Source organism: Cronobacter condimenti 1330, from assembly GCF_001277255.1.
GTDB lineage: Bacteria > Pseudomonadota > Gammaproteobacteria > Enterobacterales > Enterobacteriaceae > Cronobacter > Cronobacter condimenti.
Window position 1 is genome coordinate 4,311,226 of the sequence record NZ_CP012264.1, and the last position, 26,144, is coordinate 4,337,369.

Here is a 26,144-nt window from a genome sequence, read left to right on the forward strand (position 1 = left end):
AGCCCTTTTGCACTATGACGCGCATGATAGCGCCTTTTTGGGGGGATTTGAAAGTTGGCACAGATTTCGCTTTAAAGAATTCAGGGCGGCAACGCCAATTTTAATAAGTACTGAAGACCTCGTTACCACGACGACAATGACAAATCCGGGAGAGTTAAGTATGTCCGCTGAACACGTTCTGACGATGCTGAATGAACATGAAGTGAAGTTTGTGGATCTGCGCTTCACTGACACGAAAGGTAAAGAACAGCACGTCACCATCCCAGCCCACCAGGTGAACGCCGACTTCTTCGAAGAAGGTAAAATGTTCGATGGTTCCTCCATCGGTGGCTGGAAAGGCATCAATGAATCTGACATGGTGCTGATGCCGGACGCCTCCACCGCTGTCATTGACCCGTTCTACGAAGAACCGACCCTGATTATTCGTTGCGACATCCTTGAGCCGGGTACCATGCAGGGCTACGATCGCGACCCGCGTTCTATCGCCAAGCGTGCAGAAGAGTACCTGCGCTCCACCGGCATCGCTGACACCGTTCTGTTCGGGCCGGAACCTGAATTCTTCCTGTTTGACGATATCCGCTTCGGCAGCTCCATCTCCGGTTCTCATGTCGCCATTGACGACATCGAAGGCGCGTGGAACTCCTCCACCAAATACGAAGGCGGCAACAAAGGCCACCGTCCAGGCGTGAAAGGCGGTTACTTCCCGGTTCCGCCGGTGGATTCTTCTCAGGACATCCGTTCTGTCATGTGTCTGACCATGGAAGAGATGGGTCTGGTCGTTGAAGCGCACCACCACGAAGTCGCCACCGCCGGTCAGAACGAAGTGGCAACCCGCTTCAACACCATGACCAAAAAAGCGGACGAAATTCAGATCTACAAATATGTCGTGCATAACGTCGCACACCGTTTCGGTAAAACTGCGACCTTTATGCCAAAACCGATGTTCGGCGATAACGGCTCCGGTATGCACTGCCACATGTCCCTGTCCAAGAACGGTACCAACCTGTTCTCTGGTGACAAGTACGCAGGTCTGTCTGAGCAGGCGCTGTACTACATCGGCGGCGTCATCAAACACGCGAAAGCCATCAACGCCCTGTCTAACCCGACCACCAACTCCTACAAGCGTCTGGTGCCGGGCTACGAAGCGCCGGTAATGCTGGCCTACTCCGCGCGTAACCGCTCCGCGTCCATCCGTATTCCGGTGGTTGCGTCTCCGAAAGCGCGTCGTATCGAAGTGCGCTTCCCGGACCCGGCAGCTAACCCGTACCTGTGCTTCGCTGCTCTGCTGATGGCGGGTCTTGACGGTATTAAGAACAAGATCCACCCGGGCGAAGCGATGGACAAAAACCTGTATGACCTGCCGCCGGAAGAAGCGAAAGAGATCCCGCAGGTTGCCGGCTCTCTGGAAGAAGCCCTCCAGGCGCTGGATCAGGACCGTGAGTTCCTGACCGCAGGCGGCGTGTTCACTGACGATGCTATTGATGCTTACATCGCGCTGCGTATCGAAGAGAACGACCGCGTTCGCATGACGCCGCACCCGGTTGAGTTCGAACTGTACTACAGCGTTTAATTTTTTTTGAAGTTGATAGCCCACGGATTTCAGGTTGTCGCCACTGCGTGAAATCCGTCACTGTTTTTTTGTTGCCGTGGAAACTTTAGCCCATCTTCGGATGGGCTTTTTTCACCACCCGTAACTGGTTTTAACGCTTTTTTGGTCGTTAAAACGCTATACTGCACTAAAATGGTGCAAAACCTGGGGGACTGCTGGATGGCAACAGGCACGCTGCCCGATGCTGGGCAGATCCTTAACGCATTAATCAATAGCATTTTGCTGGTCGACGATGACCTGGCAGTGCATTACGCCAACCCGGCGGCGCAGCAGTTGCTCGCGCAAAGTTCACGTAAGCTTTACGGCACGCCTTTACCGGAGCTGCTGAGTTATTTTTCCCTTAATATCAGCCTGATGCAGGAAAGCCTGAACGCAGGCCAGGGATTTACCGATAACGAAGTGACGCTGGTGATCGACGGTCGCTCGCATATTCTTTCCCTGACGGCGCAACGTCTGCCGGAAGGCCTGATCCTGCTGGAAATGGCCCCGATGGATAATCAGCGACGTTTAAGCCAGGAACAACTCCAGCATGCCCAGCAAGTCGCCGCGCGCGATCTGGTGCGCGGCCTGGCGCATGAAATCAAAAACCCGCTCGGTGGTCTTCGCGGCGCAGCGCAGCTGCTCACCCGCGCGCTGCCCGATCCGTCGCTGACGGAGTACACCAAAGTCATCATTGAACAGGCCGATCGCCTGCGTAACCTGGTGGACCGCCTGTTAGGGCCGCAACAGCCGGGTATGCACGTCACCGAAAGTATTCATAAAGTGGCGGAACGCGTGGTGAAACTGGTGTCGATGGAGCTTCCCGACAACGTCCGGCTTTTGCGTGACTACGACCCCAGCCTGCCGGAATTCACGCACGACCCGGACCAGATAGAACAAGTGCTGCTGAATATCGTGCGTAACGCCCTCCAGGCGCTTGGCGACGAGGGCGGCGAGATTACCCTGCGCACCCGCACCGCGTTTCAGCTTACGCTGCACGGCGTGCGTTATCGCCTGGCGGCGCGCATCGATGTGGAAGATAACGGGCCGGGTATTCCCGCGCACCTGCAGGACACACTGTTTTACCCGATGGTCAGTGGCCGCGAAGGCGGCACCGGCCTTGGGCTTTCCATCGCCCGGAATCTTATCGATCAGCATTCGGGAAAAATCGAATTTAACAGCTGGCCAGGCCATACCGAATTCTCGGTCTTCCTGCCTATTCGGAAATAGAGGTGATTATGCAACGAGGGATTGTCTGGATCGTCGATGACGATAGCTCCATTCGCTGGGTGCTTGAGCGCGCGCTCACCGGAGCAGGCTTAAGCTGCACCACCTTTGAGAGCGGCAACGAGGTGCTGGACGCGCTGAGCACGAAAACCCCGGACGTGCTGCTGTCGGATATTCGAATGCCGGGTATGGACGGCCTGACGCTGCTAAAACAGATTAAACAGCGCCACCCGATGCTTCCGGTCATCATTATGACCGCGCATTCGGATCTCGACGCTGCGGTCAGCGCCTATCAGCAGGGCGCGTTTGATTATCTGCCAAAACCGTTTGATATCGACGAGGCGGTGGCGCTGGTCGAGCGCGCCATTAGCCACTATCAGGAGCAGCAGCAGCCGCGCAGCGCGCAGGTCTTTGGCCCGACGACCGACATCATCGGCGAAGCGCCAGCGATGCAGGATGTCTTTCGTATTATCGGGCGCCTCTCACGCTCTTCCATTAGCGTGCTGATTAACGGCGAATCCGGTACCGGTAAAGAACTCGTCGCACATGCGCTGCACCGCCACAGCCCGCGTGTCAAAGCGCCCTTTATCGCGCTCAATATGGCAGCCATTCCCAAAGACCTTATCGAATCGGAGCTGTTCGGCCACGAAAAAGGCGCGTTCACCGGGGCTAACCAGATTCGCCAGGGCCGTTTCGAACAGGCTGACGGCGGCACACTGTTTCTCGATGAAATCGGCGATATGCCGCTGGATGTCCAGACCCGCCTGCTGCGTGTGCTGGCGGATGGCCAGTTTTACCGCGTCGGCGGCTACGCGCCGGTAAAAGTCGACGTGCGCATTATCGCAGCGACGCACCAGAACCTTGAACTGCGCGTGCAGGAAGGGAAATTTCGTGAAGATTTATTCCACCGCCTGAATGTGATCCGCGTACATCTGCCGCCGCTGCGTGAGCGCCGTGAAGATATTCCACGCCTCGCCCGCCATTTCTTACAGGTCGCGGCGCGCGAGCTGGGTGTTGAAGCCAAACTACTCCACCCGGAAACCGAAGCAGCATTGACGCGTCTGGCCTGGCCTGGCAACGTGCGCCAGCTAGAGAATACCTGCCGCTGGCTTACCGTGATGGCCGCAGGTCAGGAAGTGTTGATTCAGGACTTGCCCGCCGAGCTGTTTGAAACCAGCACGCCGGATGCGCCGTCGCAGACGCTTCCCGAAAGCTGGGCGACGCAGCTTGCGCAGTGGGCTGACCGGGCGCTGCATTCCGGTCACCAAAACCTGCTTTCCGAGGCGCAACCAGAGATGGAGCGCACGTTACTTACCACGGCCCTACGTCACACGCAGGGGCATAAACAGGAAGCCGCGCGCCTGTTGGGCTGGGGCAGAAACACCCTGACGCGTAAGCTGAAAGAGCTGGGTATGGAGTAACAGACAGGACTGTGTAAAAAAGCATTGTCGCGTACAAATTGCTCTAATTTTATACTTTACTGTCCGCCAGGCTTGAGTATGATCGGGCGCGGTTATGGGGGAGAGTTGTTATGCTGGAATCATTAATCCATATCGCTACGCAGAGCGCGCAGGCTGGCGCCGCCGCAGGTCATACGCCCCAGACGGCCATTGCCGCCCTGCTGTGCGCAGCGCTGGTGAACTTCTTTAGTTAAAAAAAGCGGGCTGAATGCCCGCTTTTTTATATCACGCGTGAGAACTGCTGTAGCCGCGCCTTCTGGCGCAGGTAGACGTCAAAGCACATGCAGATGTTACGAATCAGCAAACGCCCTTTCGCCGTGACGGTAATGCCGCTCTCGTTCACCGCCACCAGCCCGTCTTTCGCAAGCGGCGCCAGCAGCCGGAGATCTTCTGCGAAATAATCAGCAAAATCGAGCGACCACGCCTTTTCAATATCCGCGAAATCGAGCCGGAAATTACAAATAAGCGCTTTAATGACGTCCCGGCGGATGCAGTCGTCACGGGTGAGCGCAAGCCCTCGCCACAGCGCGTTGCCCTGCTCGTCCACGGCCTGGTAATAACGCTTAAGTTCTTTCTGGTTCTGCGCATAACAATCGCCAATCATGCTGATGGCCGATACGCCCAGCCCCAGCAAATCGGTGTCACCCTGCGTGGTATAGCCCTGGAAATTGCGATGCAACACGCCTTCGCGCTGGGCGATCGCAAGCTCATCGTCCGGCTTCGCGAAGTGATCCATCCCGATAAACTGATACCCCGCCTGCGTGAGCGAGTGGATGGTGTGTTGCAGGATATCGAGTTTCTGCTGCGCGGAAGGCAGATCCGCTTCTTTGATTTTGCGCTGCGCGGCAAACAGCGTCGGCAGGTGCGCGTAGTTAAAGACGCTCAGGCGGTCCGGGTTGAGTTCCGCCACACGTTGCAGCGTAAAAGCAAAGCTTTCCGGTGTCTGCTTCGGCAGGCCGTAGATCAAATCGATATTGGCTGAGGTGAAACCGACATCGCGCGCGCGTTTGATGAGCGCAAAGATGAAGTCTTCATCCTGCTCGCGGTTCACCAACCGCTGAACCTCTTTATTGAAATCCTGCACGCCCATACTGAGACGGCGAAAGCCTTCCGCATAGAGATGATCCAGCACGTCGAGTTTGATTTCGCGCGGGTCGACTTCGATAGAGATTTCAGCGTCGTCGTTAAAATGAAAATGGGTGCGCAGCAGGTGCATCAGACGGCTTATTTGCGCTTTGCTGAGGTAGGTCGGCGTGCCGCCGCCCCAGTGCAACTGGCTGATGCGACGCCCGGCGAACAGCGGCGCGCGATGGATTATCTCCTGCTCCAGCACGTCGAGATACTGGTCAGCCTTATGCTGCTGGCGAGTGACGATTTTATTACAGCCGCAGAAGTAGCACAGCTTATGGCAGAACGGGATGTGCACGTAAAGCGATAGCGGCCGGTCAGGATAACGCGCAACAGCACGCCCGAAATCGGCTTCGCCAAACGTCTCAGAAAACTCAAGTGCCGTGGGATACGAGGTGTAGCGCGGCCCGGAATAGTTATATTTCTGGATAAGGGCCAGATCCCAGTCGATTACCTGCTCAGACATGCTCACTCCTTCCGACGATTTCGCCGACGTGTTCGGCGAACTGGCCCACCCGCCGGGCGGGTGACAAGCCGGCTGCGCAGCCACTTCTGGCGCCGCGACAGCCGGTGTAGTTTAACGAATAACCACACCAGATAACATACTATCGGAAGGAGTATAAGCAGGACGGTCGGGCCCATCGGAAGGGTTAGTTGCCGCCCTTGAGCAGGCGCATCATGTCTTCCTGCTGTTCTTCCTCTTCTTCGTCATCCTCGTAAGAGAGGCCCAGTTGCTGCATTAGCTCATCAATACGATCGAGACGGGAATCCACCCACGCCTGGTCTTCTGTACTCAGGGCTTCCCCTTCTTCCAGCCGCTCCAGCAGCGCGTCCAGGCGCTCGTCATTCTCCAGCATGTCCAGCTCTTCCTGCGGTGACAACATAGGTTTCTCACTTTTAGGGGGTTGTTGATGCTTCTGAGGTTTGGCGTCCTGCGTGTCGCTCACGCCAAGCGGAATCGGTTTTTTGCTGCCGATGCGCGGGTCTTTCTGTTTGGACTGACCGGAGGATTTTCCAGACGCGCCCGCGCCCGTCGCACGGCTACCCGCCGCATGGCCGCGGTGCTTTTTATCGCGCTTACGGTCGCGGGCTTCCAGATTTAATTCTTCACGCGTTTTACGGCGAGCTTTCGCGGGGCCTTTGCCACGCACAGAAGATGAGGGTTGCTTCATAATTTATCGTCTTGGGCCGTTTTAAACAGTATAGAATTGCGGCGGAATCTAGCAGAAAGCAAGTAAAGAAAAAAGGCGACAGGTAAACCTGTCGCCTTTTTTCCTGACTTTTTAACCGGTCATCGGTATTCACCGTCCTGGTGCGCTTACAACCCGCCCTGTTTTTCCTTCAGCCGACAACGCTCCGTGTCGTGTTCCCTTATCCTTTAACACGTCTCCGACGTTTACCGTCCTGGTATGCTGTGTGCTTCGTCACCCTGACGCTCCTGACCTCTCGTCCTGAGTTATTATCCGTTGCGACACTCCGTTGTCCGTGAGGCTTACTTTACCAGTCTGAACGGCGGGCTCAAGCCGTTCTACGCCTCAAAAGTCTATTTTCGGACATTTCTGCAAGGTTAACTTACTGTTTTTACTTAATTAAAACTTAATCGTTTGGTTTTTATCCTGGCGAAATCGCAAAGCTAAACGGGCGGATCTCTTACATATTTCGCAGCCGTTTTGTAAGCCAGCGGAGAGAACAACAGCCTTTTAGCCCTGTTCAGGTATAATCGCGGTTATTGCTTACGCTTATCCTGACGGAGACGACCGTTTTGACTCAGTTGAACTATCAACAGACGCACTTTGTGACCAGTGCGCCGGATATTCGCCATCTTCCAGCCGATACCGGCATCGAAGTGGCTTTCGCAGGCCGCTCCAACGCCGGGAAATCGAGCGCGCTGAATACGCTCACTAACCAAAAGAGCCTGGCGCGTACCAGTAAAACGCCGGGACGCACCCAGCTTATTAACCTGTTTGAAGTGACGGACGGCAAGCGTCTGGTGGACCTGCCCGGCTATGGCTACGCCGAAGTGCCGGAAGAGATGAAGCGCAAATGGCAGCGCGCGCTGGGCGAATATCTCGAAAAACGCCTGTGTCTGAAAGGCCTGGTAGTGCTGATGGATATCCGTCATCCGCTTAAAGATCTCGACCAGCAGATGATCGAGTGGGCGGTGGACAGCGCTATTCCCGTTCTGGTACTGCTGACCAAATCCGATAAGCTCGCGAGCGGTGCGCGCAAAGCGCAACTGAATATGGTGCGTGAAGCAGCGATTGCCTTTAATGGCGACGTGCAGGTCGAAGCGTTTTCATCGCTGAAGAAATCGGGCGTGGACAAACTGCGCGCTAAGCTGGACAGCTGGTTTAACGATCTGCCGCCTGCCACTGAAGAAGACGCAGCCCAGGAATAACCCTTCACGGCGCGGGCCTGGCTCGCGCGTCATCATGCAAACTCTTTTTTAGCCCCAATAAAAAACGCCCCAGTCATTTCTGACTGGGGCGGCTAAAATATTCAGCCAAATCCGATTACGTGAAGTAAAAGGTCTGAAAGATAGAACATCTTACCTCTGTACCCTACGTCGTTAACTCTACCCTTTTTTTATGACGGGAAAAAGCACTTTTTGTAATTTCTTTTCATTCTTTACATAGCAATTTCTAATGATTATCACAAAAATCTATTAGTTATGTTGCTAAGTTACAAAAGCACTTTCTCCCTTTTCAGGGTTTAGTGGGCCTGATCCCAGTTCGGGCCGCTACCGACTTCCACCAGCAGCGGGACATCCAGCTGCATGCTGTTTTCCATCAATTCATGGATTTTCTGCGACACCGCTTCAACGTCATCTTTATGCACCTCAAACACCAGTTCATCGTGTACCTGCATGATCATTTTCACGCGCGGCTGCTCTTTCTCAAGCCAGGCGTCGACCGCAATCATGGCACGTTTGATGATATCCGCCGCAGTACCCTGCATCGGGGCGTTGATCGCTGCTCGTTCAGCACCTGCGCGACGCGCCGCATTGCTGGCGTTGATATCCGGCAGGTAAAGGCGACGCCCATCCAGCGTTTCCACATAGCCCTGCTCTTTTGCCTGCTTGCGAGTGCGCTCCATATATTCCAGCACGCCAGGATAGCGCTCGAAGTAAAGATCCATGTACTTTTGCGACTCTTTACGCGGGATATTGAGCTGACGTGACAGGCCGAAGGCGCTCATGCCGTAAATCAGCCCGAAGTTTATCGCCTTAGCGCTGCGACGCTGTTCAGTTGATACGCTCTCCAGCGGCAGACCAAAGACTTCCGCGGCTGTTGCGCGGTGAATGTCTTTCCCTTCGGCAAAGGCGCTGAGCAGCCCTTTATCGCGTGACAGATGCGCCATGATGCGCAGTTCAATCTGCGAGTAGTCGGCCGAAACAATCACGTAATCTTCCGGCGCGATAAACGCCTGGCGAATACGACGCCCTTCATCGTTACGTACCGGAATGTTTTGCAGGTTCGGATCGGTTGAGGACAGACGCCCTGTCGCCGTTACCGCCTGATGATAAGAGGTATGCACACGGCCCGTTTTCGGGTTGATCATCAGCGGCAGTTTGTCGGTATACGTCGATTTCAGCTTCGCGAGTCCGCGGTATTGCAGAATGACTTTCGGCAGCGGATAGTCAAGCGCCAGCTCCTCCAGCACCTCTTCTGACGTAGACGGCGCGCCACCCGGCGTTTTCTTCAGCGGCTTAATGCCCTGCTTTTCAAACAGGATCGTTTGCAGCTGTTTCGTAGACGAGAGATTAAACGGTTCGCCCGCAATCTCATGCGCCTTCTGCTCAAGCTCGGCAAGCTTCAGCGCAATCTCCTGCGAATGAGTATGCAGCACTGCCGGATCGATTTTCACGCCGTTGCGCTCAATGCGCGACAGCACCGGCACCAGGGGCATTTCGATATGCTCAAAGATATTCAGCGGGCCTTTGTGCTGTTGCAGCTTTGGCCACATTTTGAGATGCAACTGAAGCGTCACGTCTGCATCTTCCGCGGCATACCGCCCGGCTTGCTCAAGATCGATTTGGTTAAACGTGAGCTGGTTTTTGCCCTTACCAGCGATCTGCTCAAACGTGATGGTAGTGTGTTTCAGCCAGCGGCTGGAGAGGCTATCCATATCGTGGCGGCCAGAGACGCTGTCCAGAATGTAAGACTCCAGCATGGTATCGAAAACGATGCCGCGCAGCTCAATGCCGTAATTCTGTAAAATGCCGCGGTCGAACTTCAGGTTTTGCCCTACTTTCACCAGCGTTTCGTCTTCCAGCAGCGGTTTGAGCAGTTCCAGCACGCGATCGCGGGAAAGCTGATCCGGTGCGTCCAGATAGTCGTGCGCGACGGGAATATACGCAGCCAGACCCGGCTCGGTGGCAAAAGAGATCCCGACGAGGTTGGCCGTCAGGTTGTCGAGGCTGTCAGTTTCAGTGTCCACCGCCACCACGGGAGCGCTTTTGATGCGCGCGATCCACGCCTGCAACGTCTCTTCATCAAGGATAGTGACGTAACGCTCTGCCGAGAGCACGACGGCTTCTTCTTCCGGCTGCGCCTCAACGACAATGGTTTCTGTTGGTTTAGCGGCCGGTTTGCCGCGTGACTGTAGCCATTTGCCGGCTTCCAGATCGGACGTCCAGCGTTTGAACTCATACTGCCTGAAGAGCGCCAGCAGTTCGTCCGCCAGTGGCTGCTGGACTTCAAGACGATCGTGGCTCAGCTCCAGCTCAACGTCGGTTTTAATCGTTGCCAGTTGGTAGGAGAGATAAGCGACCTCTTTGCTCTGCTCAAGCTTCGCTGCCATGGTTTTGGCACCACGGAAGGAGAGCTCTGCAATTTTCTCTGGGTTCGCATAGAGCGCATCCAGCCCGCCAAGGCCCTGCAACAGCGCCTGCGCGGTTTTTTCGCCCACACCGGGAACACCCGGGATGTTATCGGAAGCGTCACCCATCAGCGCCAGGAAGTCGATAATCAGCTCTGGCGGCACGCCATATTTCGCGCAGACTTCCTCCGGCCCAAGCACCGTGTTGGTCATCGTATTGATAAGCGTGACATCTGGCGTAACGAGCTGCGCCATGTCTTTATCGCCAGTGCTGATAAGCACCGCGCGCCCTGCCGCCGCCGCTTCTTTCGCCAGCGTGCCGATAACATCGTCTGCCTCTACACCAGAAACCGCCAGCAAGGGCAGCCCCATCGCTTTTACCATCGCGTGTAGTGGCTCGATCTGCGCACGCAGATCGTCAGGCATTGGCGGGCGGTGGGATTTGTAATGCTCAAACAGTTCATCACGGAAGGTTTTCCCTTTCGCGTCAAACACCACGGCGGCGTGGGTCGGCTGATACTGTAATATCAGGCTGCGCAACATATTCAGCACGCCATACATCGCGCCTGTCGGCTCGCCGGCGCTGTTCGTCAGCGGCGGAAACGCGTGATATGCGCGATACAGGTAAGAAGAGCCATCGACGAGGATAAGGGGATTTTCTGGGATCTGAACCATAATGTCCGTGCCTGATAATGAAGTTATAGATAAAGGATGCCATAGCCTGGCGCAAAATATGAAACGCAAAGGGCCGATCGGTCAGAAAGTTTTGCCGATCCGCGCGATCTCTCGCATTGCGCTCTGTGGATAAGTTTGTGCACAAAAACCTAAGCTATTAATAACGCAAGATAAAAATTTAACGAAGCGCTATAAATAATCTAAGAAATCAGGAGGTTATAGAATTTCTATCACCGCTAATTATTTTTTGTCGGTAAAGTTTTATTGTGGATATAAAATAAGGCCTTTGCCGTTTCGCTTATTACACCTGTAAAACCTGACGGTCATTCACCGCACGTTACGTTTAGGCTCATCACGCCAGAACGTTTTCTGTTAGAATCTGCGCCCTCTGCCGACCCGGCATTTTTATGAACACATGAAATCAATATGTCGAGATTACTCGCTGCGGTAACGCTGCTGCTGAGCATTGTGCTGACCATTCTGGTAACCGTGGCATGCTCCGTGCCGATTATCCTTGCCGGAATAATTAAACTGGTACTGCCTTTTCCTGCTGTCTGGCGGTCGGTTTCCAGCTTTTGTAATTTTATGATGTATTGCTGGTGCGAAGGGCTGGCATACCTTTTACATCTGAACCCGCATCTCAAATGGGATATTCAGGGGCTGGAAGGGTTGAATAAAAGACACTGGTATTTGCTTATCAGCAATCACCATAGCTGGGCGGATATTGTGGTGCTGTGCGTGCTGTTTCGTAAGCATATTCCGATGAATAAATATTTTTTGAAACAGCAGCTGGCCTGGGTGCCCTTTATTGGGCTCGCCTGCTGGGCGCTGGATATGCCATTTATGCGCCGTTATTCCCGCAGTTATCTGTTACGTCACCCGGAACGACGCGGTAAAGATGTAGAAACCACACGCCGCTCCTGCGAGAAATTCCGCTATCACCCTAGCACGATTGTGAATTTCGTTGAGGGATCGCGTTTTACCGAAGAGAAACAGCGCCAGCTACTCTCGCCGTTCCGGCACTTACTTCCGCCGAAAGCGGCAGGTATTGCAATGGCATTGAATGTTTTGGGAAAACAGTTCGATAAAATGTTAAACGTCACGCTCTGTTACCCGGAAAATAACCGCACGCCGTTTTACGATATGTTGAGCGGCAAGTTAACGCATATTGTGGTGCGTATTCATTTATTGCCGCTGGAAGCATCACTGCACGGCGATTATGTGAATGATAAAAACTTTAAGCGTCGCTTTCAGCAGTGGCTGAACGGATTATGGAACGAGAAAGACGATGAGCTTGAATCGCTTTTTCAAGCATATAAAAAAGCCGGTCAGTGACCGGCTTTTTCATTTTAAGCGACAATTACTTTTTGCTAAGCAGGTAGTTTACGGTATCGGCATATTGCTGGACAAAGGCGTCCATATTGCTGGTATCCATGCCTTGTGGGTTAAGCTGGTATTTACCGTTGACGTACATGGCAGGCACACCCTGAAGGCCCACATCCGCTGCGGCTTTTTCTTGCTGGGCGACCAGAGATTTCACCACAAAGCTGTTCCAGGCGGCGTCATATTCTTCCGGCTTCACGCCAGCATCAATGAAAACTTTACGGATATCCGCCGGGGTTTGTACGGTCTGCGTTTTCTGCACTGCTTCAAACATCGGGGTCGTAATTTTATCTTCAATCCCCATCGCCATCGCGACTGCCCATGCCTGCGTCAGGTCTTTACCCAACGGGCCCAGAAACTCAACGTGGTATTTGGTCATTTTGGTGCCAGCTGGGAGCTTTTTCTTCACGCTGTCAGAAACATGCAGCACTTCTTCAAACTGATAGCAGTGCGGGCAGTAAAAGGAGAAGAACTCCATGACCTGCGGCGCGCCAGCGACCGGCTTTTCCAGCGTGTTATATTGCTTTCCGTCAGCGTAATCGGCAGCAGATACGCTGAATGCCATCACCATACCGGCCAGCGCCAGCCAAATCTTCTTCATCATTTACTCTCTCCTGAATATTACTGATCAATACATTGGCGTTAAGTGTAAAGGGGGCTCGTTGAGCGCCCGAATTTGCTCGTTAAAAGTCGCCGTCTGACGGCGCCAGAAATCTTCTTCGGCAAGCCACGGGAAGTTGCGAGGAAACGCAGGGTCTTCCCAGCGGCGAATAAGCCATGCGAGGTAATAAACCTGCCGCATTGCGCGAAGCGGTTCTATCAGCTCAAGTTCTTTGAGATTAAACGTAGTGAATTCTTCGTAGGCTTCAAGAATGGTTTCGAGCTGCATGCGCTGTTCAGCGATATCGCCATTTAACAGCATCCAGAGATCCTGAATGGCCGGGCCATTGCGGGCATCGTCGAGATCAACAAAGAGCGGGCCATCGCGCCAGAGGATATTGCCAGGGTGGCAGTCGCCATGCAGGCGCAGCGCATCATAGCCAGGCTGCCAGCGAGCGGTGACGACGTGCGTAAGGGCATCGGTCGCCTGCAAAAAGGCAGCTTTGAGCGAGGCAGGGATAAGCGTACTGGTTTCGTATACCGCACGGGGCTCAAGCAGATATTCGTTTATGCCGATCGTTGGCCGATGTGAGAAGAGATGCTGTTTGCCGGTCTGATGAATACGGCCCAGATAACGTCCGACCCATTCCATTTGATCGAGGTTATCGGTTTCATACTGACGACCACCAAGACCAGGAAAGACCGCAAACATAAAGCCGTTATGCGTCAGCAGCGTATCGCCATGCAGACGTAACGGCGCTGCAACCGGCACTTCATCGGCTTCCAGCTCAAGCGCGAAATGATGCTCTTCGCGAATTTGATCGGCGCTCCAGCGGTGCGGGCGGTAAAACTTCACAACAAAACGCTTACGATCTTCATCCTGAAAAAGATAAACGCGGTTTTCAAAACTATTGAGCGCGGTTAAGCCAGAATCCACACGAATGCCGTGTTCAAACAAAGCATCCATGATGGCGTCTGGCTGTAGCGTCTGGAAAGTAAAAGCGTTATCTGTCATCCCGATATCCGCAAACACAAGCAATGCTTCAGGATATCATTTCGCAGCGAAAGCGAGGGCGTCTCTTACAAGCTTTTACTCTTTAATCACGCCTCGGGCGCGCAGAAGCGCCGTTTTAAAATCATCTTCGTAGTCTTTCTGAATGCCCGGGATCACCGCGTCTTTATCGGCATCGCGCATTTTTAACTGATAAATCAGGATATCATCGGTAAGATCGGACAGTTCGCCGGTAAAACCAGATTCAGCGGCGAGTTTTTGCAGAAATTCAAGCAAGTTGAGATCCGGCTCTTTCTCCCAGGCGGGCTGAAGCAGCTCGATAACTTCATTAAGGCGTTTACATTTCATCATGGGCTCCTTTTATCTGGCTGACACGTTAGCAGGGACAAAACCGTATGAAAAGAGGTGATATTCGTGGATAAGCTTAGCGCGATTACCGGCGTGGTGCTGGCAGGCGGTCGGGCAACGCGAATGGGCGGGCAGAACAAAGGGCTGATGTTGCTCAACGGCAAAGCGCTGTGGCGTCATGTGGCGGATCGCCTTGCCACACAGGTAGAGCGCGTCGCCGTCAGTGCGAACCGGGATCTGGACGCTTATGGCGCCTGCAGTTATCCGGTTATCACCGATACGTTGCCGGATTTTCCAGGGCCGCTCGCGGGTATGCTTTCTGTCATGCAAAATCTTGAGAGTGAGTGGTATCTTTTTTGCCCTTGCGACACGCCGCATATTCCTGAAGAGCTCGCTCAACAGCTCTGGACCGCTAAAGGGAATGCGCCTGCCGTGTGGGTTAACGATGGCGAGCGAGACCACCCTGCTATTGCGCTGATGCATCGCTCGGCGCAAGTGCCGCTCGCCGGTTATCTGGCGCGCGGAGAACGTCGTGTGATGGTTTTTCTGCGTGAAGTCAATGGGAAGGAGGTGGTCATTCCTGATAAAACCGCTTTCGCGAACGTAAATACACTCGACGAACTTGAACGCTGGCAGGAGAAATAATGGTTCCGTTACTGGGTATCGCCGCGTGGAGCGGGACGGGCAAAACGACGCTGCTGAAAGCGCTGATACCGCTCCTGATTGAAAGAGGCATTCGGCCTGGGCTTATAAAACATACTCATCACGATATGGACGTAGATACGCCCGGTAAAGACAGCTATGTGCTGCGTAAAGCGGGGGCAGCGCAAACCCTGGTCGCCAGTGCTAAACGCTGGGCATTGATGACCGAAACCCCGGAAGAGGCAGAGCCTGATTTGCATTATCTGGCAAGTCGGATGGACAGCTCGCAGCTGGATTTGATCCTTGTAGAAGGGTTTAAGCACGAGACGATAACGAAGATCCTGCTGTTCCGGCAGGGCACGGGACGGGATGTCGCTGAATTAGCACCAGATGCGGACGTGATTGCCGTTGCCAGTGATGTCCCGCTGCTGTCTGTCGGCGTACCGGTACTCAATATTAACGCACCGTCGCAGATTGCCGCGTTTATAGCAAGCTGGCTGGCCGGACAGCAATGACAAGGGTTGTTTTCTGGCAGAAGTAAGGGTGTTGGCTGCTGGGCGGTGGTTTACGGGGCGACAAACATCACGGGAATAAAGCTCGAGCCACCGGTGACGCTTTCGGCCCGCTAAGCACGGTGGAAGTGAGCGGAAACCGTGTGAAGCGGCTGTGATGACAGGAGCCGGAAGGTAATGACGCCCCGCGGGCCGTGCGTGCCCCGGGCGCAAAAAGCAAAAACCCCTCAGCAGTGCTGAGGGGTTCTTTATTTGATGCCTGGCAGTTCCCTACTCTCGCATGGGGAGACCCCACACTACCATCGGCGCTACGGCGTTTCACTTCTGAGTTCGGCATGGGGTCAGGTGGGACCACCGCGCTACAGCCGCCAGGCAAATTCTGTTTCCTGCCGCCTTCCGGCCACAGGATTTTATCCGTCACAAGCTGAATTGTCTCTCAACACGCCAGACTTCTTTGGCGTTGTAAGGTTAAGCCTCACGGTTCATTAGTACCGGTTAGCTCAACGCATCGCTGCGCTTACACACCCGGCCTATCAACGTCGTCGTCTTCAACGTTCCTTCAGGAGACTTATAGTCTCAGGGAGAACTCATCTCGGGGCAAGTTTCGTGCTTAGATGCTTTCAGCACTTATCTCTTCCGCATTTAGCTACCGGGCAGTGCCATTGGCATGACAACCCGAACACCAGTGATGCGTCCACTCCGGTCCTCTCGTACTGGGAGCAGCCCCCCTCAATTCTCCAGCGCCCACGGCAGATAGGGACCGAACTGTCTCACGACGTTCTAAACCCAGCTCGCGTACCACTTTAAATGGCGAACAGCCATACCCTTGGGACCTACTTCAGCCCCAGGATGTGATGAGCCGACATCGAGGTGCCAAACACCGCCGTCGATATGAACTCTTGGGCGGTATCAGCCTGTTATCCCCGGAGTACCTTTTATCCGTTGAGCGATGGCCCTTCCATACAGAACCACCGGATCACTATGACCTGCTTTCGCACCTGCTCGAGCCGTCACTCTCGCAGTCAAGCCAGCTTATGCCATTGCACTAACCTCCTGATGTCCGACCAGGATTAGCTGACCTTCGTGCTCCTCCGTTACACTTTGGGAGGAGACCGCCCCAGTCAAACTACCCACCAGACACTGTCCCCACGCCGGATCACGGCGCCAGGTTAGAACATCAAACATTAAAGGGTGGTATTTCAAGGTTGGCTCCACGCAGACTGGCGTCCACGCTTCAAAGCCTCCCACCTATCCTACACATCAAGGCTCAATGTTCAGTGTCAAGCTGTAGTAAAGGTTCACGGGGTCTTTCCGTCTTGCCGCGGGTACACTGCATCTTCACAGCGAGTTCAATTTCACTGAGTCTCGGGTGGAGACAGCCTGGCCATCATTACGCCATTCGTGCAGGTCGGAACTTACCCGACAAGGAATTTCGCTACCTTAGGACCGTTATAGTTACGGCCGCCGTTTACCGGGGCTTCGATCAGGAGCTTCTCTTGCGATAACCCCATCAATTAACCTTCCGGCACCGGGCAGGCGTCACACCGTATACGTCCACTTTCGTGTTTGCACAGTGCTGTGTTTTTAATAAACAGTTGCAGCCAGCTGGTATCTTCGACTGACTTCAGCTCCACCCGCAGGGGCTTCACCTACATGTCAGCGTGCCTTCTCCCGAAGTTACGGCACCATTTTGCCTAGTTCCTTCACCCGAGTTCTCTCAAGCGCCTTGGTATTCTCTACCTGACCACCTGTGTCGGTTTGGGGTACGATTTCGTGTTACCTGATGCTTAGAGGCTTTTCCTGGAAGCAGGGCATTTGTTACTTCAGCACCGTAGTGCCTCGTCATCACGCCTCAGTGTTAAAGTGAACCGGATTTACCTGGAACACACACCTACACGCTTAAACCGGGACAACCGTCGCCCGGCCAACATAGCCTTCTCCGTCCCCCCTTCGCAGTAACACCAAGTACAGGAATATTAACCTGTTTCCCATCGACTACGCCTTTCGGCCTCGCCTTAGGGGTCGACTCACCCTGCCCCGATTAACGTTGGACAGGAACCCTTGGTCTTCCGGCGAGCGGGCTTTTCACCCGCTTTATCGTTACTTATGTCAGCATTCGCACTTCTGATACCTCCAGCATGCCTCACAGCACACCTTCGCAGGCTTACAGAACGCTCCCCTACCCAACAACACATAAGTGTCGCTGCCGCAGCTTCGGTGCATGGTTTAGCCCCGTTACATCTTCCGCGCAGGCCGACTCGACCAGTGAGCTATTACGCTTTCTTTAAATGATGGCTGCTTCTAAGCCAACATCCTGGCTGTCTGGGCCTTCCCACATCGTTTCCCACTTAACCATGACTTTGGGACCTTAGCTGGCGGTCTGGGTTGTTTCCCTCTTCACGACGGACGTTAGCACCCGCCGTGTGTCTCCCGTGATAACATTCTTCGGTATTCGCAGTTTGCATCGGGTTGGTAAGCCGGGATGGCCCCCTAGCCGAAACAGTGCTCTACCCCCGAAGATGAGTTCACGAGGCGCTACCTAAATAGCTTTCGGGGAGAACCAGCTATCTCCCGGTTTGATTGGCCTTTCACCCCCAGCCACAGGTCATCCGCTAATTTTTCAACATTAGTCGGTTCGGTCCTCCAGTTAGTGTTACCCAACCTTCAACCTGCCCATGGCTAGATCACCGGGTTTCGGGTCTATACCCTGCAACTTAACGCCCGGTTAAGACTCGGTTTCCCTTCGGCTCCCCTATACGGTTAACCTTGCTACAGAATATAAGTCGCTGACCCATTATACAAAAGGTACGCAGTCACCCTCTTACGAAGGCTCCCACTGCTTGTACGTACACGGTTTCAGGTTCTGTTTCACTCCCCTCGCCGGGGTTCTTTTCGCCTTTCCCTCACGGTACTGGTTCACTATCGGTCAGTCAGGAGTATTTAGCCTTGGAGGATGGTCCCCCCATCTTCAGACAGGATATCACGTGTCCCGCCCTACTCATCGAGCTCACAACCTGTGTGCCTTCGTGTACGGGGCTGTCACCCTGTATCGCCGGCCTTTCCAGACCGTTCCACTGACACACAAGCTGATTCAGGCTCTGGGCTGTTCCCCGTTCGCTCGCCGCTACTGGGGGAATCTCGGTTGATTTCTTTTCCTCGGGGTACTTAGATGTTTCAGTTCCCCCGGTTCGCCTCACAGCACTATGTATTCATGCTGAGATAGTGCAACGAATTGCACTGGGTTTCCCCATTCGGACATCGCCGGCTATAACGGTTCATATCACCTTACCGGCGCTTTTCGCAGATTAGCACGTCCTTCATCGCCTCTGACTGCCAGGGCATCCACCGTGTACGCTTGTTCGCTTAACCTCACAACCCGAAGAAGTCTTCGTGCTGCGAGTTTGAGAGACTCTGACACACCGCGCATTCCTGATTACGGAAGAATGCAACAGCATGTCTGTTTCAATTTTCAGCTTGTTCCGGATTGTTAAAGAGCAAATATCTCAAACATGACCCGCAGGTCAGTTTTGAGATATTAATCGGTAACGCCTTTCACTCATTACCAGCAGGTGGCGTCCCTTAGGGGATTCGAACCCCTGTTACCGCCGTGAAAGGGCGGTGTCCTGGGCCTCTAGACGAAAGGGACTTCGCTTTCGCAGACAACCCTGCTTCTTTACTTTCTATCAGACAATCTGTGTGAGCACTACGAGGTTGTATCTTTACAGGTAAGGAGGTGATCCAACCGCAGGTTCCCCTACGGTTACCTTGTTACGACTTCACCCCAGTCATGAATCACAAAGTGGTAAGCGCCCTCCCGAAGGTTAAGCTACCTACTTCTTTTGCAACCCACTCCCATGGTGTGACGGGCGGTGTGTACAAGGCCCGGGAACGTATTCACCGTGGCATTCTGATCCACGATTACTAGCGATTCCGACTTCATGGAGTCGAGTTGCAGACTCCAATCCGGACTACGACGCACTTTATGAGGTCCGCTTGCTCTCGCGAGGTCGCTTCTCTTTGTATGCGCCATTGTAGCACGTGTGTAGCCCTGGTCGTAAGGGCCATGATGACTTGACGTCATCCCCACCTTCCTCCGGTTTATCACCGGCAGTCTCCTTTGAGTTCCCGGCCGAACCGCTGGCAACAAAGGATAAGGGTTGCGCTCGTTGCGGGACTTAACCCAACATTTCACAACACGAGCTGACGACAGCCATGCAGCACCTGTCTCAGAGTTCCCGAAGGCACTCCCGCATCTCTGCAGGATTCTCTGGATGTCAAGACCAGGTAAGGTTCTTCGCGTTGCATCGAATTAAACCACATGCTCCACCGCTTGTGCGGGCCCCCGTCAATTCATTTGAGTTTTAACCTTGCGGCCGTACTCCCCAGGCGGTCGACTTAACGCGTTAGCTCCGGAAGCCACGCCTCAAGGGCACAACCTCCAAGTCGACATCGTTTACGGCGTGGACTACCAGGGTATCTAATCCTGTTTGCTCCCCACGCTTTCGCACCTGAGCGTCAGTCTTCGTCCAGGGGGCCGCCTTCGCCACCGGTATTCCTCCAGATCTCTACGCATTTCACCGCTACACCTGGAATTCTACCCCCCTCTACGAGACTCAAGCTTGCCAGTTTCAAATGCAGTTCCCAGGTTGAGCCCGGGGATTTCACATCTGACTTAACAAACCGCCTGCGTGCGCTTTACGCCCAGTAATTCCGATTAACGCTTGCACCCTCCGTATTACCGCGGCTGCTGGCACGGAGTTAGCCGGTGCTTCTTCTGCGAGTAACGTCAATGAATGAGCGTATTAAACTCACTCCCTTCCTCCTCGCTGAAAGTACTTTACAACCCGAAGGCCTTCTTCATACACGCGGCATGGCTGCATCAGGCTTGCGCCCATTGTGCAATATTCCCCACTGCTGCCTCCCGTAGGAGTCTGGACCGTGTCTCAGTTCCAGTGTGGCTGGTCATCCTCTCAGACCAGCTAGGGATCGTCGCCTAGGTGAGCCTTTACCCCACCTACTAGCTAATCCCATCTGGGCACATCTGATGGCATGAGGCCCGAAGGTCCCCCACTTTGGTCTTGCGACGTTATGCGGTATTAGCTACCGTTTCCAGTAGTTATCCCCCTCCATCAGGCAGTTTCCCAGACATTACTCACCCGTCCGCCGCTCGTCAGCAGAGAAGCAAGCTTCTCCCTGTTACCGCTCGACTTGCATGTGTTAGGCCTGCCGCCAGCGTTCAATCTGAGCCATGATCAAACTCTTCAATTAAAGTTTGATGCTCAAACAATTAAACTGTTAGTTCGTAATGAATTAACTGTTGTTCACTTGAGACTTGATATTCATTTATCGTCCGAAGACGTTAAGATATCAGTGCCCCGAGTGCCCACACAGATTGTCTGATAAATTGTTAAAGAGCGGTGCGACGCGGCTTACAGCCTGCTGTCGCGAGGTGGCGTATATTACGCTTTCCTCCTGCAGAGTCAAGCGTTTATTTTCGCTTTCGTCTGCCTGACGGGCCGGCTCGTTTGCCGTTGTGCCGTGTCAGTGGAGGCGCATTATAGGGAGTAATCAGAATCTGACAAGAGGAAATTTGAAAAAAGTTTCCAAGCGCGTTTTTTTTCACCATTTATGGCATAAAACCGCCAGATAGCCTGTTATTTGCCGTTTTTTGCATCAGATCAGGGCTTGCAGTGGCATACTACCCCGCGATGTATAGCTAAAGGAAATGCCATTATGTCGTTACTGGCGCATCAACAGGCCGCCCAAAAGAACCTTTCTTATGTGCTTGCCGAAAAACTGGCACAACGCATCCTTAAAGGAGACGTGAAGCCAGGCGAGATTTTACCAGGCGAAATGGAGCTGGGAGAAGAGTTCGGCGTCAGCCGCACGGCAGTAAGAGAAGCCGTTAAAACGCTTACAGCGAAAGGGCTGGTTCTGCCCCGCCCGCGCATCGGTACACGAGTACTACCGCAAAGCCAGTGGAACTTCCTTGATAAAGAATTGCTGACCTGGTGGATGGGTATTGAGGCATTCCCGACGGTAGTGAACCATTTCCTTGTCATGCGCCATAGTCTTGAACCTCAGGCGTGCGCGCTGGCTGCGCTTAATGGCACTGATGTACAGAAGCAGCAACTGAAAACCACGCTGGAAGAAATGCACGCGTTGCAGGCTTCTTTTAACCGCGAGCGCTGGATAGACGTCGATATGGCCTATCACGAGCAGATTTACGAAATGAGCGGAAACCCTTTCATGAGCGCTTTCGCCAGTCTGTTCCGCTCCATCTATTACAATTATTTCACGTCGATAACACACAATCAGGTTATCAAGCTCGACTTTCATCAGGCGATTGCGGACGCCATCCTGGCATCCAGGAGCGAAGAGGCGTACCGCGCCTGCCAGGCGCTATTACACGCACCCGCATCGCAAGAAAAATAACAACAGGATCCGCATGACTAAAAAAGCGCGCAGTATGGCGGGCCTGCCGTGGATAGCGGCCATGGCCTTTTTTATGCAGGCACTGGATGCGACCATTCTTAACACCGCGTTGCCAGCCATCGCGCAAAGCCTCAACCGTTCACCGCTGGCGATGCAATCCGCCATTATTAGTTACACCCTGACGGTCGCGATGTTAATACCGGTCAGTGGCTGGCTGGCAGATCGTTTCGGTACCCGTCGCGTCTTTATGACTGCCGTCACCCTCTTTACGTTAGGTTCACTCGCCTGTGCCGCATCCAGTTCGCTTGGCGAGCTCGTCCTCTTTCGTATCATTCAGGGTATCGGCGGTGCCATGATGATGCCGGTCGCGCGCCTTGCGCTTCTGCGCGCTTATCCGCGCAGCGAACTTTTGCCGGTGTTGAACTTCGTCACCATGCCAGGCCTGGTCGGCCCGATTCTCGGCCCTCTGCTTGGTGGCGTGCTGGTCACCTGGGCGAGTTGGCACTGGATCTTCCTGATTAACATTCCTATTGGTCTCGCCGGTCTGCTGTATGCCCGTAAATACATGCCGAACTTCACCACGCCGCGTCGACGTTTCGATATGCCGGGTTTCTTTCTGTTTGGTCTGAGTCTGGTGCTTTTTTCAAGCGGCATGGAGCTTTTCGGCGAACGGATCGTTGCAACGTGGATAGCACTCAGCGTTATTGTCGGCGGCTTATTACTGATGATGGTCTACATTCTGCACGCCCGCCGACACAGCGCGCCGCTGATTTCACTTTCTCTCTTTAATACACGCACCTTTTCCGTCGGCATCGCCGGGAATATTGCGTCTCGTCTTGGTACCGGCTGCGTGCCTTTTCTGATGCCGCTGATGCTTCAGGTTGGTTTTGGCTACCCTGCATTTATCGCCGGCTGCATGATGGCGCCAACGGCGGTAGGTTCGATCATTGCGAAATCGGGCGTCACTCAGGTGTTGCGCTGGTTTGGTTATCGCAAGACGCTGGTCGGCGTCACCGTGTTTATCGGGCTGATGATTGCGCAATTCTCGCTGCAGTCGGCAGATAACCAGGTATGGTTGCTTATCTTGCCGCTTTTCGTGTTAGGTCTCGCGATGTCTACACAGTTCACCGCGATGAATACCATCACGCTTGCCGATCTCACCGACGAAAGCGCCAGCGGCGGCAACAGTATGCTGGCGGTCACACAGCAATTATCGATAAGCCTCGGGGTTGCGGTCAGTGCGGCGGTGCTGCGCTTCTATGAAGGGTTTGATAACGCCAATACCGTGGAACAGTTCCACTACACCTTTATCACAATGGGTGTCATCACCGTGGTGTCGTCGCTGGTCTTTATGCTGCTGCGCCCTAAAGATGGGCGGAATCTTATTAAAGAGCGTCACCAGGCTTAAGCGGAGCCGCGTGCCATAAGGACTGGCGTCAACTGCAGACGTTGTTGCTGGAGTTCCGGCTGCGCCATGCGATGAATCAACACGTCGATAGCCAGTTCGCCCAGTTCGTCTTTGGGCTGATGAATGGTCGTCAGCGGCGGCGTCATGTAACTGGCAAGCTCGATATCGTCGTAACCCACCAGCGCAATATCCTGTGGGATGCGCAGCCCGGCCTGGTAGAGCGCCTGATAAGCGCCGACCGCCATCGCATCGTTACCCATAAAAACCGCCTGCGGCGGTTCGGGCAGATCCAGTAGCGACTGCATCGCACGCAGGCCGCCTGCGAATTCAAAATCACCGGTCACCTCGTAGCCTTCCGGGACTGGCAAACCCGCACGCCGCATCGCAGTGCGATATCCTTCCAGACGCTGGCGTGCCGGTGTTTTGTCCAGTGGCCCGGTCACACAGGCGATACGCGTATAGCCTTTGTCGATCAGATGCGTTGTCGCAATATCGCCGCCCAGCAGCGAGTTATCCTGAATCACATCACTGTCGCCGTCGAAGGGCGACCAGTCCATCATGACAGTCGGGATCGCCGGGTAGCGCGTCATAATGGCGGGGGAAGGCTGATGTGTCTCTGTGCAGAGCAGCAGCAACCCGTCGACGCGTTTTTGCAGCAGCGTCTCCAGATTGCGGTTCATTCGCTGTTCGTCGCCTTCGGTGTTGCATAACACCAGGCTGTAGCCGCGCTCGAAGCAGCTTCGCTCCACGCCGCGCACCAGTTCAGAGTAAAAAGGGTTAGAGCTTGCGGTGATCAGCATGCCGATTGTGCGGGTTTGATTCAGTTTCAGGCTGCGCGCCAGCGCGGACGGCGCATAATTCAGTGTTCTGATGGCCTCTTCCACCCGCGCACGGATCGCCTCGCTCACAAAGCGGTCTTTGTTAATAACGTGCGAGACAGTTGAGGTGGAGACACCCGCAAGGCGGGCGACATCTTTCATTGTCGCCACGATGGCCTACCCCTGCTGTTGTATAAAGGCGTCGATCTCATCGCGCCACGGGACGGAAGGTTGCGCACCAGGGCGCGTTACTGCAATCGCAGCAGCGGCATGAGCGAAGCGGATAGCCTTGAGCATCGGCGTGCCCTCCAGCAGCGCGGTAACCAGCGCGCCATTAAATGTGTCGCCTGCGGCGATAGTGTCGACAGCCTTCACGCTAAAGCCTGGCACGCGTTGCCCTTCGCCTTTAACGCTCAACCAGACGCCACGGCTGCCGAGCGTAATGATGACTGTTTCAATGCCTTTCTGGTGCAGTACGGCGGCCGCCTGCGCGGCGCTGTCATCACTCGTGACTTTCACGCCGGTCAGCTTTTCTGCCTCGGTTTCATTCGGCGTAATAATATCCACCAGCGCCAGCAACTCATCAGAGAGCGCACGAGCAGGCGCCGGGTTAAGAATAACGGTCGTCTGATGCTCACGTGCGATACGCGCCGCCGTCAGCACGCTTTCAACGGGCGACTCCAGCTGCATTAATAATGCGCGAGCATTCGCGATGCGCTCGCGCTGCTGTTCAACGCGCGCCGACGTTAGCGCCGCGTTTGCACCTGCATGAATGCCGATGACGTTCTCGCCTTCACCATTGACGAAGATAAGCGCCACGCCGGTCGATTCGCCAGCCACTGCGCTGACAGGCGTAACATCGATATTATCGCGGGACAGCTGCTGGCGGATACGCTCGCCGATATCATCCTCGCCCACGCAGGCGATAAACGCGATATCCGCGCCGCTGCGCCCGGCCGCGACGGCCTGGTTTGCGCCTTTTCCGCCAAACGCGACCTGATACTGGCGGCCAGTGACGGTCTCGCCCGGTGCGGGGAAGGCTTCGAGGTTAAGGATATGATCGGCATTGATGCTGCCGAGGACGACGAGATTGCCAGCGCTTTTCATGATGAGATCCCTATAAAGGCGCCACATCCTGTGGCGCATTGCCCTGCTTTTCTTTATGTATGGTTTTTATTCGATAACCAGCTTCAGGTCGACCGGGATACGGGCGCGAACTTTCTCGCCTTTCAGTACTTTATCTGCAGTCTGGACGCCAATAACGCCGATTTGCTCAGGCTGCTGCGCCACGGTCGCGCTCATTTTACCATCCTGAACGGCTTTAACGCCGTCCGCAGTGCCGTCGAAGCCCACAACCATAACGTCGGTTTTACCGGCTGTTTGCAGCGCGCGCAGAGCGCCCAGCGCCATTTCGTCGTTCTGTGCGAAAACAGCTTTTACATCAGGATGTGCGGTCAGCAGGTTCTGCATGACGTTAAGACCTTTGGTGCGGTCGAAATCTGCCGGTTGGCTGGCCAGGACGTTCAGCTTGTGAGAATCCACCGCTTGTTTAAAGCCTTCGCCACGCTCACGCGCTGCGGAAGTCCCTGCGATACCCTGCAGCTCAATAACTTTCGCGCCATCGCCTGCTTTCTTAGCGATGTAGTCACCGGCAATTTTGCCGCCTGCGATGTTGTCAGAAGCGATATGGCTGACCACCTCGCCCTTCGCTGCCATACGGTCCAGCGTGATCACCGGAATTTTCGCCTGGTTTGCCATCTTCACGGCGTTACCTACCGCATCGGAATCGGTTGGGTTAATCAGCACCAGTTTGGCGCCGCGAACGGTCAGGTCCTGCACGTTCGCCAGCTCTTTTGCCGGGTTGTTCTGGGAATCCAGTACAACCAGCTCGTAACCCAGTTTTTCCGCTTCTTTCTGCGCGCCATCTTTCAGCGACACAAAGAACGGGTTGTTCAGCGTTGAAACGACCAGAGCGATAGTGTCTTTCGCCATTGCGTTCGCGCTGACGGTCGCGCTTAACGCCACGGCGGAAACCAGTGTAGCCAGCTTTTTCATATTCATAATCAGATGTCCTGTTGAGTAATGAG

Annotated in this window: 20 protein-coding genes, 1 tRNA gene and 3 rRNA genes; 10 read left to right on the forward strand and 14 right to left on the reverse strand. The window is 54.4% G+C overall.

The window, feature by feature from the left end; translation table 11 throughout:
* The first annotated feature begins 160 nt into the window (after nt 1-160).
* The 4 genes from glnA (at nt 161) to AFK62_RS22360 (ending at nt 4,469) form a co-directional block, all read left to right on the forward strand.
* Nucleotides 161-1,570, forward strand: a complete 1,410-nt coding sequence (gene glnA / locus AFK62_RS19810) for a glutamate--ammonia ligase (protein ID WP_007682051.1) — start codon at nt 161-163, stop codon at nt 1,568-1,570.
* A 198-nt stretch (nt 1,571-1,768) separates the two neighbouring features.
* Nucleotides 1,769-2,818 carry a nitrogen regulation protein NR(II) gene (glnL, locus tag AFK62_RS19815; RefSeq protein ID WP_007682052.1) on the forward strand — a complete coding sequence of 350 codons (1,050 nt, stop codon included), beginning with the start codon at nt 1,769-1,771 and terminating at the stop codon, nt 2,816-2,818.
* 8 nt (nt 2,819-2,826) lie between these two features.
* Nucleotides 2,827-4,236: a nitrogen regulation protein NR(I) gene (glnG, locus tag AFK62_RS19820; RefSeq protein WP_007682053.1), complete on the forward strand. Its 1,410-nt coding sequence runs from the start codon at nt 2,827-2,829 to the stop codon at nt 4,234-4,236.
* Between the two features lie 110 nt (nt 4,237-4,346).
* Nucleotides 4,347-4,469: a YshB family small membrane protein gene (locus tag AFK62_RS22360; RefSeq protein WP_007682055.1), complete on the forward strand. Its 123-nt coding sequence runs from the start codon at nt 4,347-4,349 to the stop codon at nt 4,467-4,469.
* 26 nt (nt 4,470-4,495) lie between these two features.
* On the opposite strand, the gene hemN is transcribed toward AFK62_RS22360, so the two are convergent.
* Both hemN and yihI read right to left on the reverse strand, forming a co-directional pair.
* Nucleotides 4,496-5,869, reverse strand: a complete 1,374-nt coding sequence (hemN, locus tag AFK62_RS19825) for an oxygen-independent coproporphyrinogen III oxidase (protein ID WP_007682057.1) — start codon at nt 5,867-5,869, stop codon at nt 4,496-4,498.
* A 184-nt stretch (nt 5,870-6,053) separates the two neighbouring features.
* On the reverse strand, nt 6,054-6,575 hold the full coding sequence (gene yihI / locus AFK62_RS19830) for a Der GTPase-activating protein YihI (protein WP_007682058.1): 522 nt from the start codon (nt 6,573-6,575) through the stop codon (nt 6,054-6,056).
* Between the two features lie 590 nt (nt 6,576-7,165).
* Between yihI and yihA the strand changes: the two genes are divergently transcribed.
* Nucleotides 7,166-7,801 carry a ribosome biogenesis GTP-binding protein YihA/YsxC gene (gene yihA, locus AFK62_RS19835; RefSeq protein ID WP_007682059.1) on the forward strand — a complete coding sequence of 212 codons (636 nt, stop codon included), beginning with the start codon at nt 7,166-7,168 and terminating at the stop codon, nt 7,799-7,801.
* 101 nt (nt 7,802-7,902) lie between these two features.
* Here the strand turns inward: yihA and AFK62_RS23150 are convergent, their stop codons facing one another.
* Nucleotides 7,903-7,950, reverse strand: a complete 48-nt coding sequence (locus tag AFK62_RS23150; protein ID WP_071892919.1) for a spot 42 RNA, inhibition of DNA synthesis — start codon at nt 7,948-7,950, stop codon at nt 7,903-7,905.
* A 165-nt stretch (nt 7,951-8,115) separates the two neighbouring features.
* Nucleotides 8,116-10,899, reverse strand: a complete 2,784-nt coding sequence (gene polA / locus AFK62_RS19840; protein WP_053532104.1) for a DNA polymerase I — start codon at nt 10,897-10,899, stop codon at nt 8,116-8,118.
* 426 nt (nt 10,900-11,325) lie between these two features.
* Here polA and AFK62_RS19845 point away from each other — a divergent pair, with 426 nt between their 5' ends.
* Complete coding sequence (locus tag AFK62_RS19845) at nt 11,326-12,234, forward strand: acyltransferase (protein ID WP_007682062.1); 909 nt, start codon at nt 11,326-11,328, stop codon at nt 12,232-12,234.
* A gap of 25 nt (nt 12,235-12,259) precedes the next feature.
* Here the strand turns inward: AFK62_RS19845 and dsbA are convergent, their stop codons facing one another.
* From dsbA to AFK62_RS19860, 3 genes are all read right to left on the reverse strand, one after another.
* Entirely contained in the window at nt 12,260-12,883 is a 624-nt protein-coding gene (gene dsbA / locus AFK62_RS19850) for a thiol:disulfide interchange protein DsbA (protein ID WP_032984960.1), read from the reverse strand.
* Nucleotides 12,884-12,910: 27 nt separating this feature from the next.
* Nucleotides 12,911-13,897 carry a serine/threonine protein kinase gene (locus AFK62_RS19855; protein WP_032984959.1) on the reverse strand — a complete coding sequence of 329 codons (987 nt, stop codon included), beginning with the start codon at nt 13,895-13,897 and terminating at the stop codon, nt 12,911-12,913.
* 75 nt (nt 13,898-13,972) lie between these two features.
* Complete coding sequence (locus AFK62_RS19860; RefSeq protein WP_007682069.1) at nt 13,973-14,242, reverse strand: YihD family protein; 270 nt, start codon at nt 14,240-14,242, stop codon at nt 13,973-13,975.
* Nucleotides 14,243-14,308: 66 nt separating this feature from the next.
* Here AFK62_RS19860 and mobA point away from each other — a divergent pair, with 66 nt between their 5' ends.
* Together mobA and mobB are read left to right on the forward strand one after the other, a co-directional pair.
* Nucleotides 14,309-14,887 (forward strand): molybdenum cofactor guanylyltransferase MobA, encoded by a 579-nt coding sequence (mobA, locus tag AFK62_RS19865; protein WP_053532105.1) that lies wholly within the window; start codon nt 14,309-14,311, stop codon nt 14,885-14,887.
* Nucleotides 14,887-15,399 carry a molybdopterin-guanine dinucleotide biosynthesis protein MobB gene (mobB, locus tag AFK62_RS19870; RefSeq protein WP_007682073.1) on the forward strand — a complete coding sequence of 171 codons (513 nt, stop codon included), beginning with the start codon at nt 14,887-14,889 and terminating at the stop codon, nt 15,397-15,399. The genes mobA and mobB overlap by 1 nt, the downstream gene beginning before the upstream one ends.
* 254 nt (nt 15,400-15,653) lie before the next feature.
* On the opposite strand, the gene rrf is transcribed toward mobB, so the two are convergent.
* From rrf to AFK62_RS19890, 4 genes are all read right to left on the reverse strand, one after another.
* A 5S ribosomal RNA gene (gene rrf, locus AFK62_RS19875) occupies nt 15,654-15,769 on the reverse strand.
* Nucleotides 15,770-15,860: 91 nt separating this feature from the next.
* A 23S ribosomal RNA gene (locus AFK62_RS19880) occupies nt 15,861-18,765 on the reverse strand.
* Between the two features lie 201 nt (nt 18,766-18,966).
* Nucleotides 18,967-19,042 (reverse strand) — tRNA-Glu (locus AFK62_RS19885).
* A gap of 80 nt (nt 19,043-19,122) precedes the next feature.
* A 16S ribosomal RNA gene (locus AFK62_RS19890) occupies nt 19,123-20,664 on the reverse strand.
* Together the 16S, 23S and 5S rRNA genes with 1 tRNA gene alongside form the textbook arrangement of a ribosomal RNA operon.
* 465 nt (nt 20,665-21,129) lie before the next feature.
* On the opposite strand from AFK62_RS19890, the gene AFK62_RS19895 reads away from it, so the two are divergent.
* Complete coding sequence (locus AFK62_RS19895) at nt 21,130-21,831, forward strand: FadR/GntR family transcriptional regulator (RefSeq protein WP_007664465.1); 702 nt, start codon at nt 21,130-21,132, stop codon at nt 21,829-21,831.
* 13 nt (nt 21,832-21,844) lie between these two features.
* A complete protein-coding gene (gene mdtD / locus AFK62_RS19900; protein WP_007664463.1) occupies nt 21,845-23,239 on the forward strand; it encodes a multidrug transporter subunit MdtD in 1,395 nt (464 codons plus the stop codon).
* Here mdtD and rbsR read toward each other — a convergent pair.
* The 3 genes from rbsR to rbsB form a co-directional block, all read right to left on the reverse strand.
* Nucleotides 23,236-24,228, reverse strand: a complete 993-nt coding sequence (gene rbsR / locus AFK62_RS19905) for a ribose operon transcriptional repressor RbsR (RefSeq protein ID WP_085960946.1) — start codon at nt 24,226-24,228, stop codon at nt 23,236-23,238. The two genes, mdtD and rbsR, sit on opposite strands and share 4 nt — an antisense overlap.
* Nucleotides 24,229-24,234: 6 nt before the next feature.
* The gene (rbsK, locus tag AFK62_RS19910; RefSeq protein ID WP_007664461.1) at nt 24,235-25,164 is read right to left on the reverse strand and encodes a ribokinase; all 930 of its coding nucleotides are present in this window, start codon (nt 25,162-25,164) and stop codon (nt 24,235-24,237) included.
* A gap of 66 nt (nt 25,165-25,230) precedes the next feature.
* Nucleotides 25,231-26,118 (reverse strand): ribose ABC transporter substrate-binding protein RbsB, encoded by an 888-nt coding sequence (gene rbsB, locus AFK62_RS19915; protein WP_007664460.1) that lies wholly within the window; start codon nt 26,116-26,118, stop codon nt 25,231-25,233.
* Nucleotides 26,119-26,144 lie beyond the last annotated feature (26 nt).

Excerpts from the sequence above, each read along its gene's own strand:
- glnA (WP_007682051.1), top strand. The coding sequence starts at position 161 with ATGTCCGCTGAACACGTTCTGACGATGCTGAATGAACATGAAGTGAAG.
- glnL (WP_007682052.1), top strand. The coding sequence starts at position 1,769 with ATGGCAACAGGCACGCTGCCCGATGCTGGGCAGATCCTTAACGCATTA.
- glnG (WP_007682053.1), top strand. The coding sequence starts at position 2,827 with ATGCAACGAGGGATTGTCTGGATCGTCGATGACGATAGCTCCATTCGC.
- AFK62_RS22360 (WP_007682055.1), top strand. The coding sequence starts at position 4,347 with ATGCTGGAATCATTAATCCATATCGCTACGCAGAGCGCGCAGGCTGGC.
- hemN (WP_007682057.1), bottom strand. The coding sequence starts at position 5,869 with ATGTCTGAGCAGGTAATCGACTGGGATCTGGCCCTTATCCAGAAATAT.
- yihI (WP_007682058.1), bottom strand. The coding sequence starts at position 6,575 with ATGAAGCAACCCTCATCTTCTGTGCGTGGCAAAGGCCCCGCGAAAGCT.
- polA (WP_053532104.1), bottom strand. The coding sequence starts at position 10,899 with ATGGTTCAGATCCCAGAAAATCCCCTTATCCTCGTCGATGGCTCTTCT.
- AFK62_RS19845 (WP_007682062.1), top strand. The coding sequence starts at position 11,326 with ATGTCGAGATTACTCGCTGCGGTAACGCTGCTGCTGAGCATTGTGCTG.
- dsbA (WP_032984960.1), bottom strand. The coding sequence starts at position 12,883 with ATGAAGAAGATTTGGCTGGCGCTGGCCGGTATGGTGATGGCATTCAGC.
- AFK62_RS19855 (WP_032984959.1), bottom strand. The coding sequence starts at position 13,897 with ATGACAGATAACGCTTTTACTTTCCAGACGCTACAGCCAGACGCCATC.
- AFK62_RS19860 (WP_007682069.1), bottom strand. The coding sequence starts at position 14,242 with ATGAAATGTAAACGCCTTAATGAAGTTATCGAGCTGCTTCAGCCCGCC.
- mobB (WP_007682073.1), top strand. The coding sequence starts at position 14,887 with ATGGTTCCGTTACTGGGTATCGCCGCGTGGAGCGGGACGGGCAAAACG.
- AFK62_RS19895 (WP_007664465.1), top strand. The coding sequence starts at position 21,130 with ATGTCGTTACTGGCGCATCAACAGGCCGCCCAAAAGAACCTTTCTTAT.
- mdtD (WP_007664463.1), top strand. The coding sequence starts at position 21,845 with ATGACTAAAAAAGCGCGCAGTATGGCGGGCCTGCCGTGGATAGCGGCC.
- rbsK (WP_007664461.1), bottom strand. The coding sequence starts at position 25,164 with ATGAAAAGCGCTGGCAATCTCGTCGTCCTCGGCAGCATCAATGCCGAT.
- rbsB (WP_007664460.1), bottom strand. The coding sequence starts at position 26,118 with ATGAATATGAAAAAGCTGGCTACACTGGTTTCCGCCGTGGCGTTAAGC.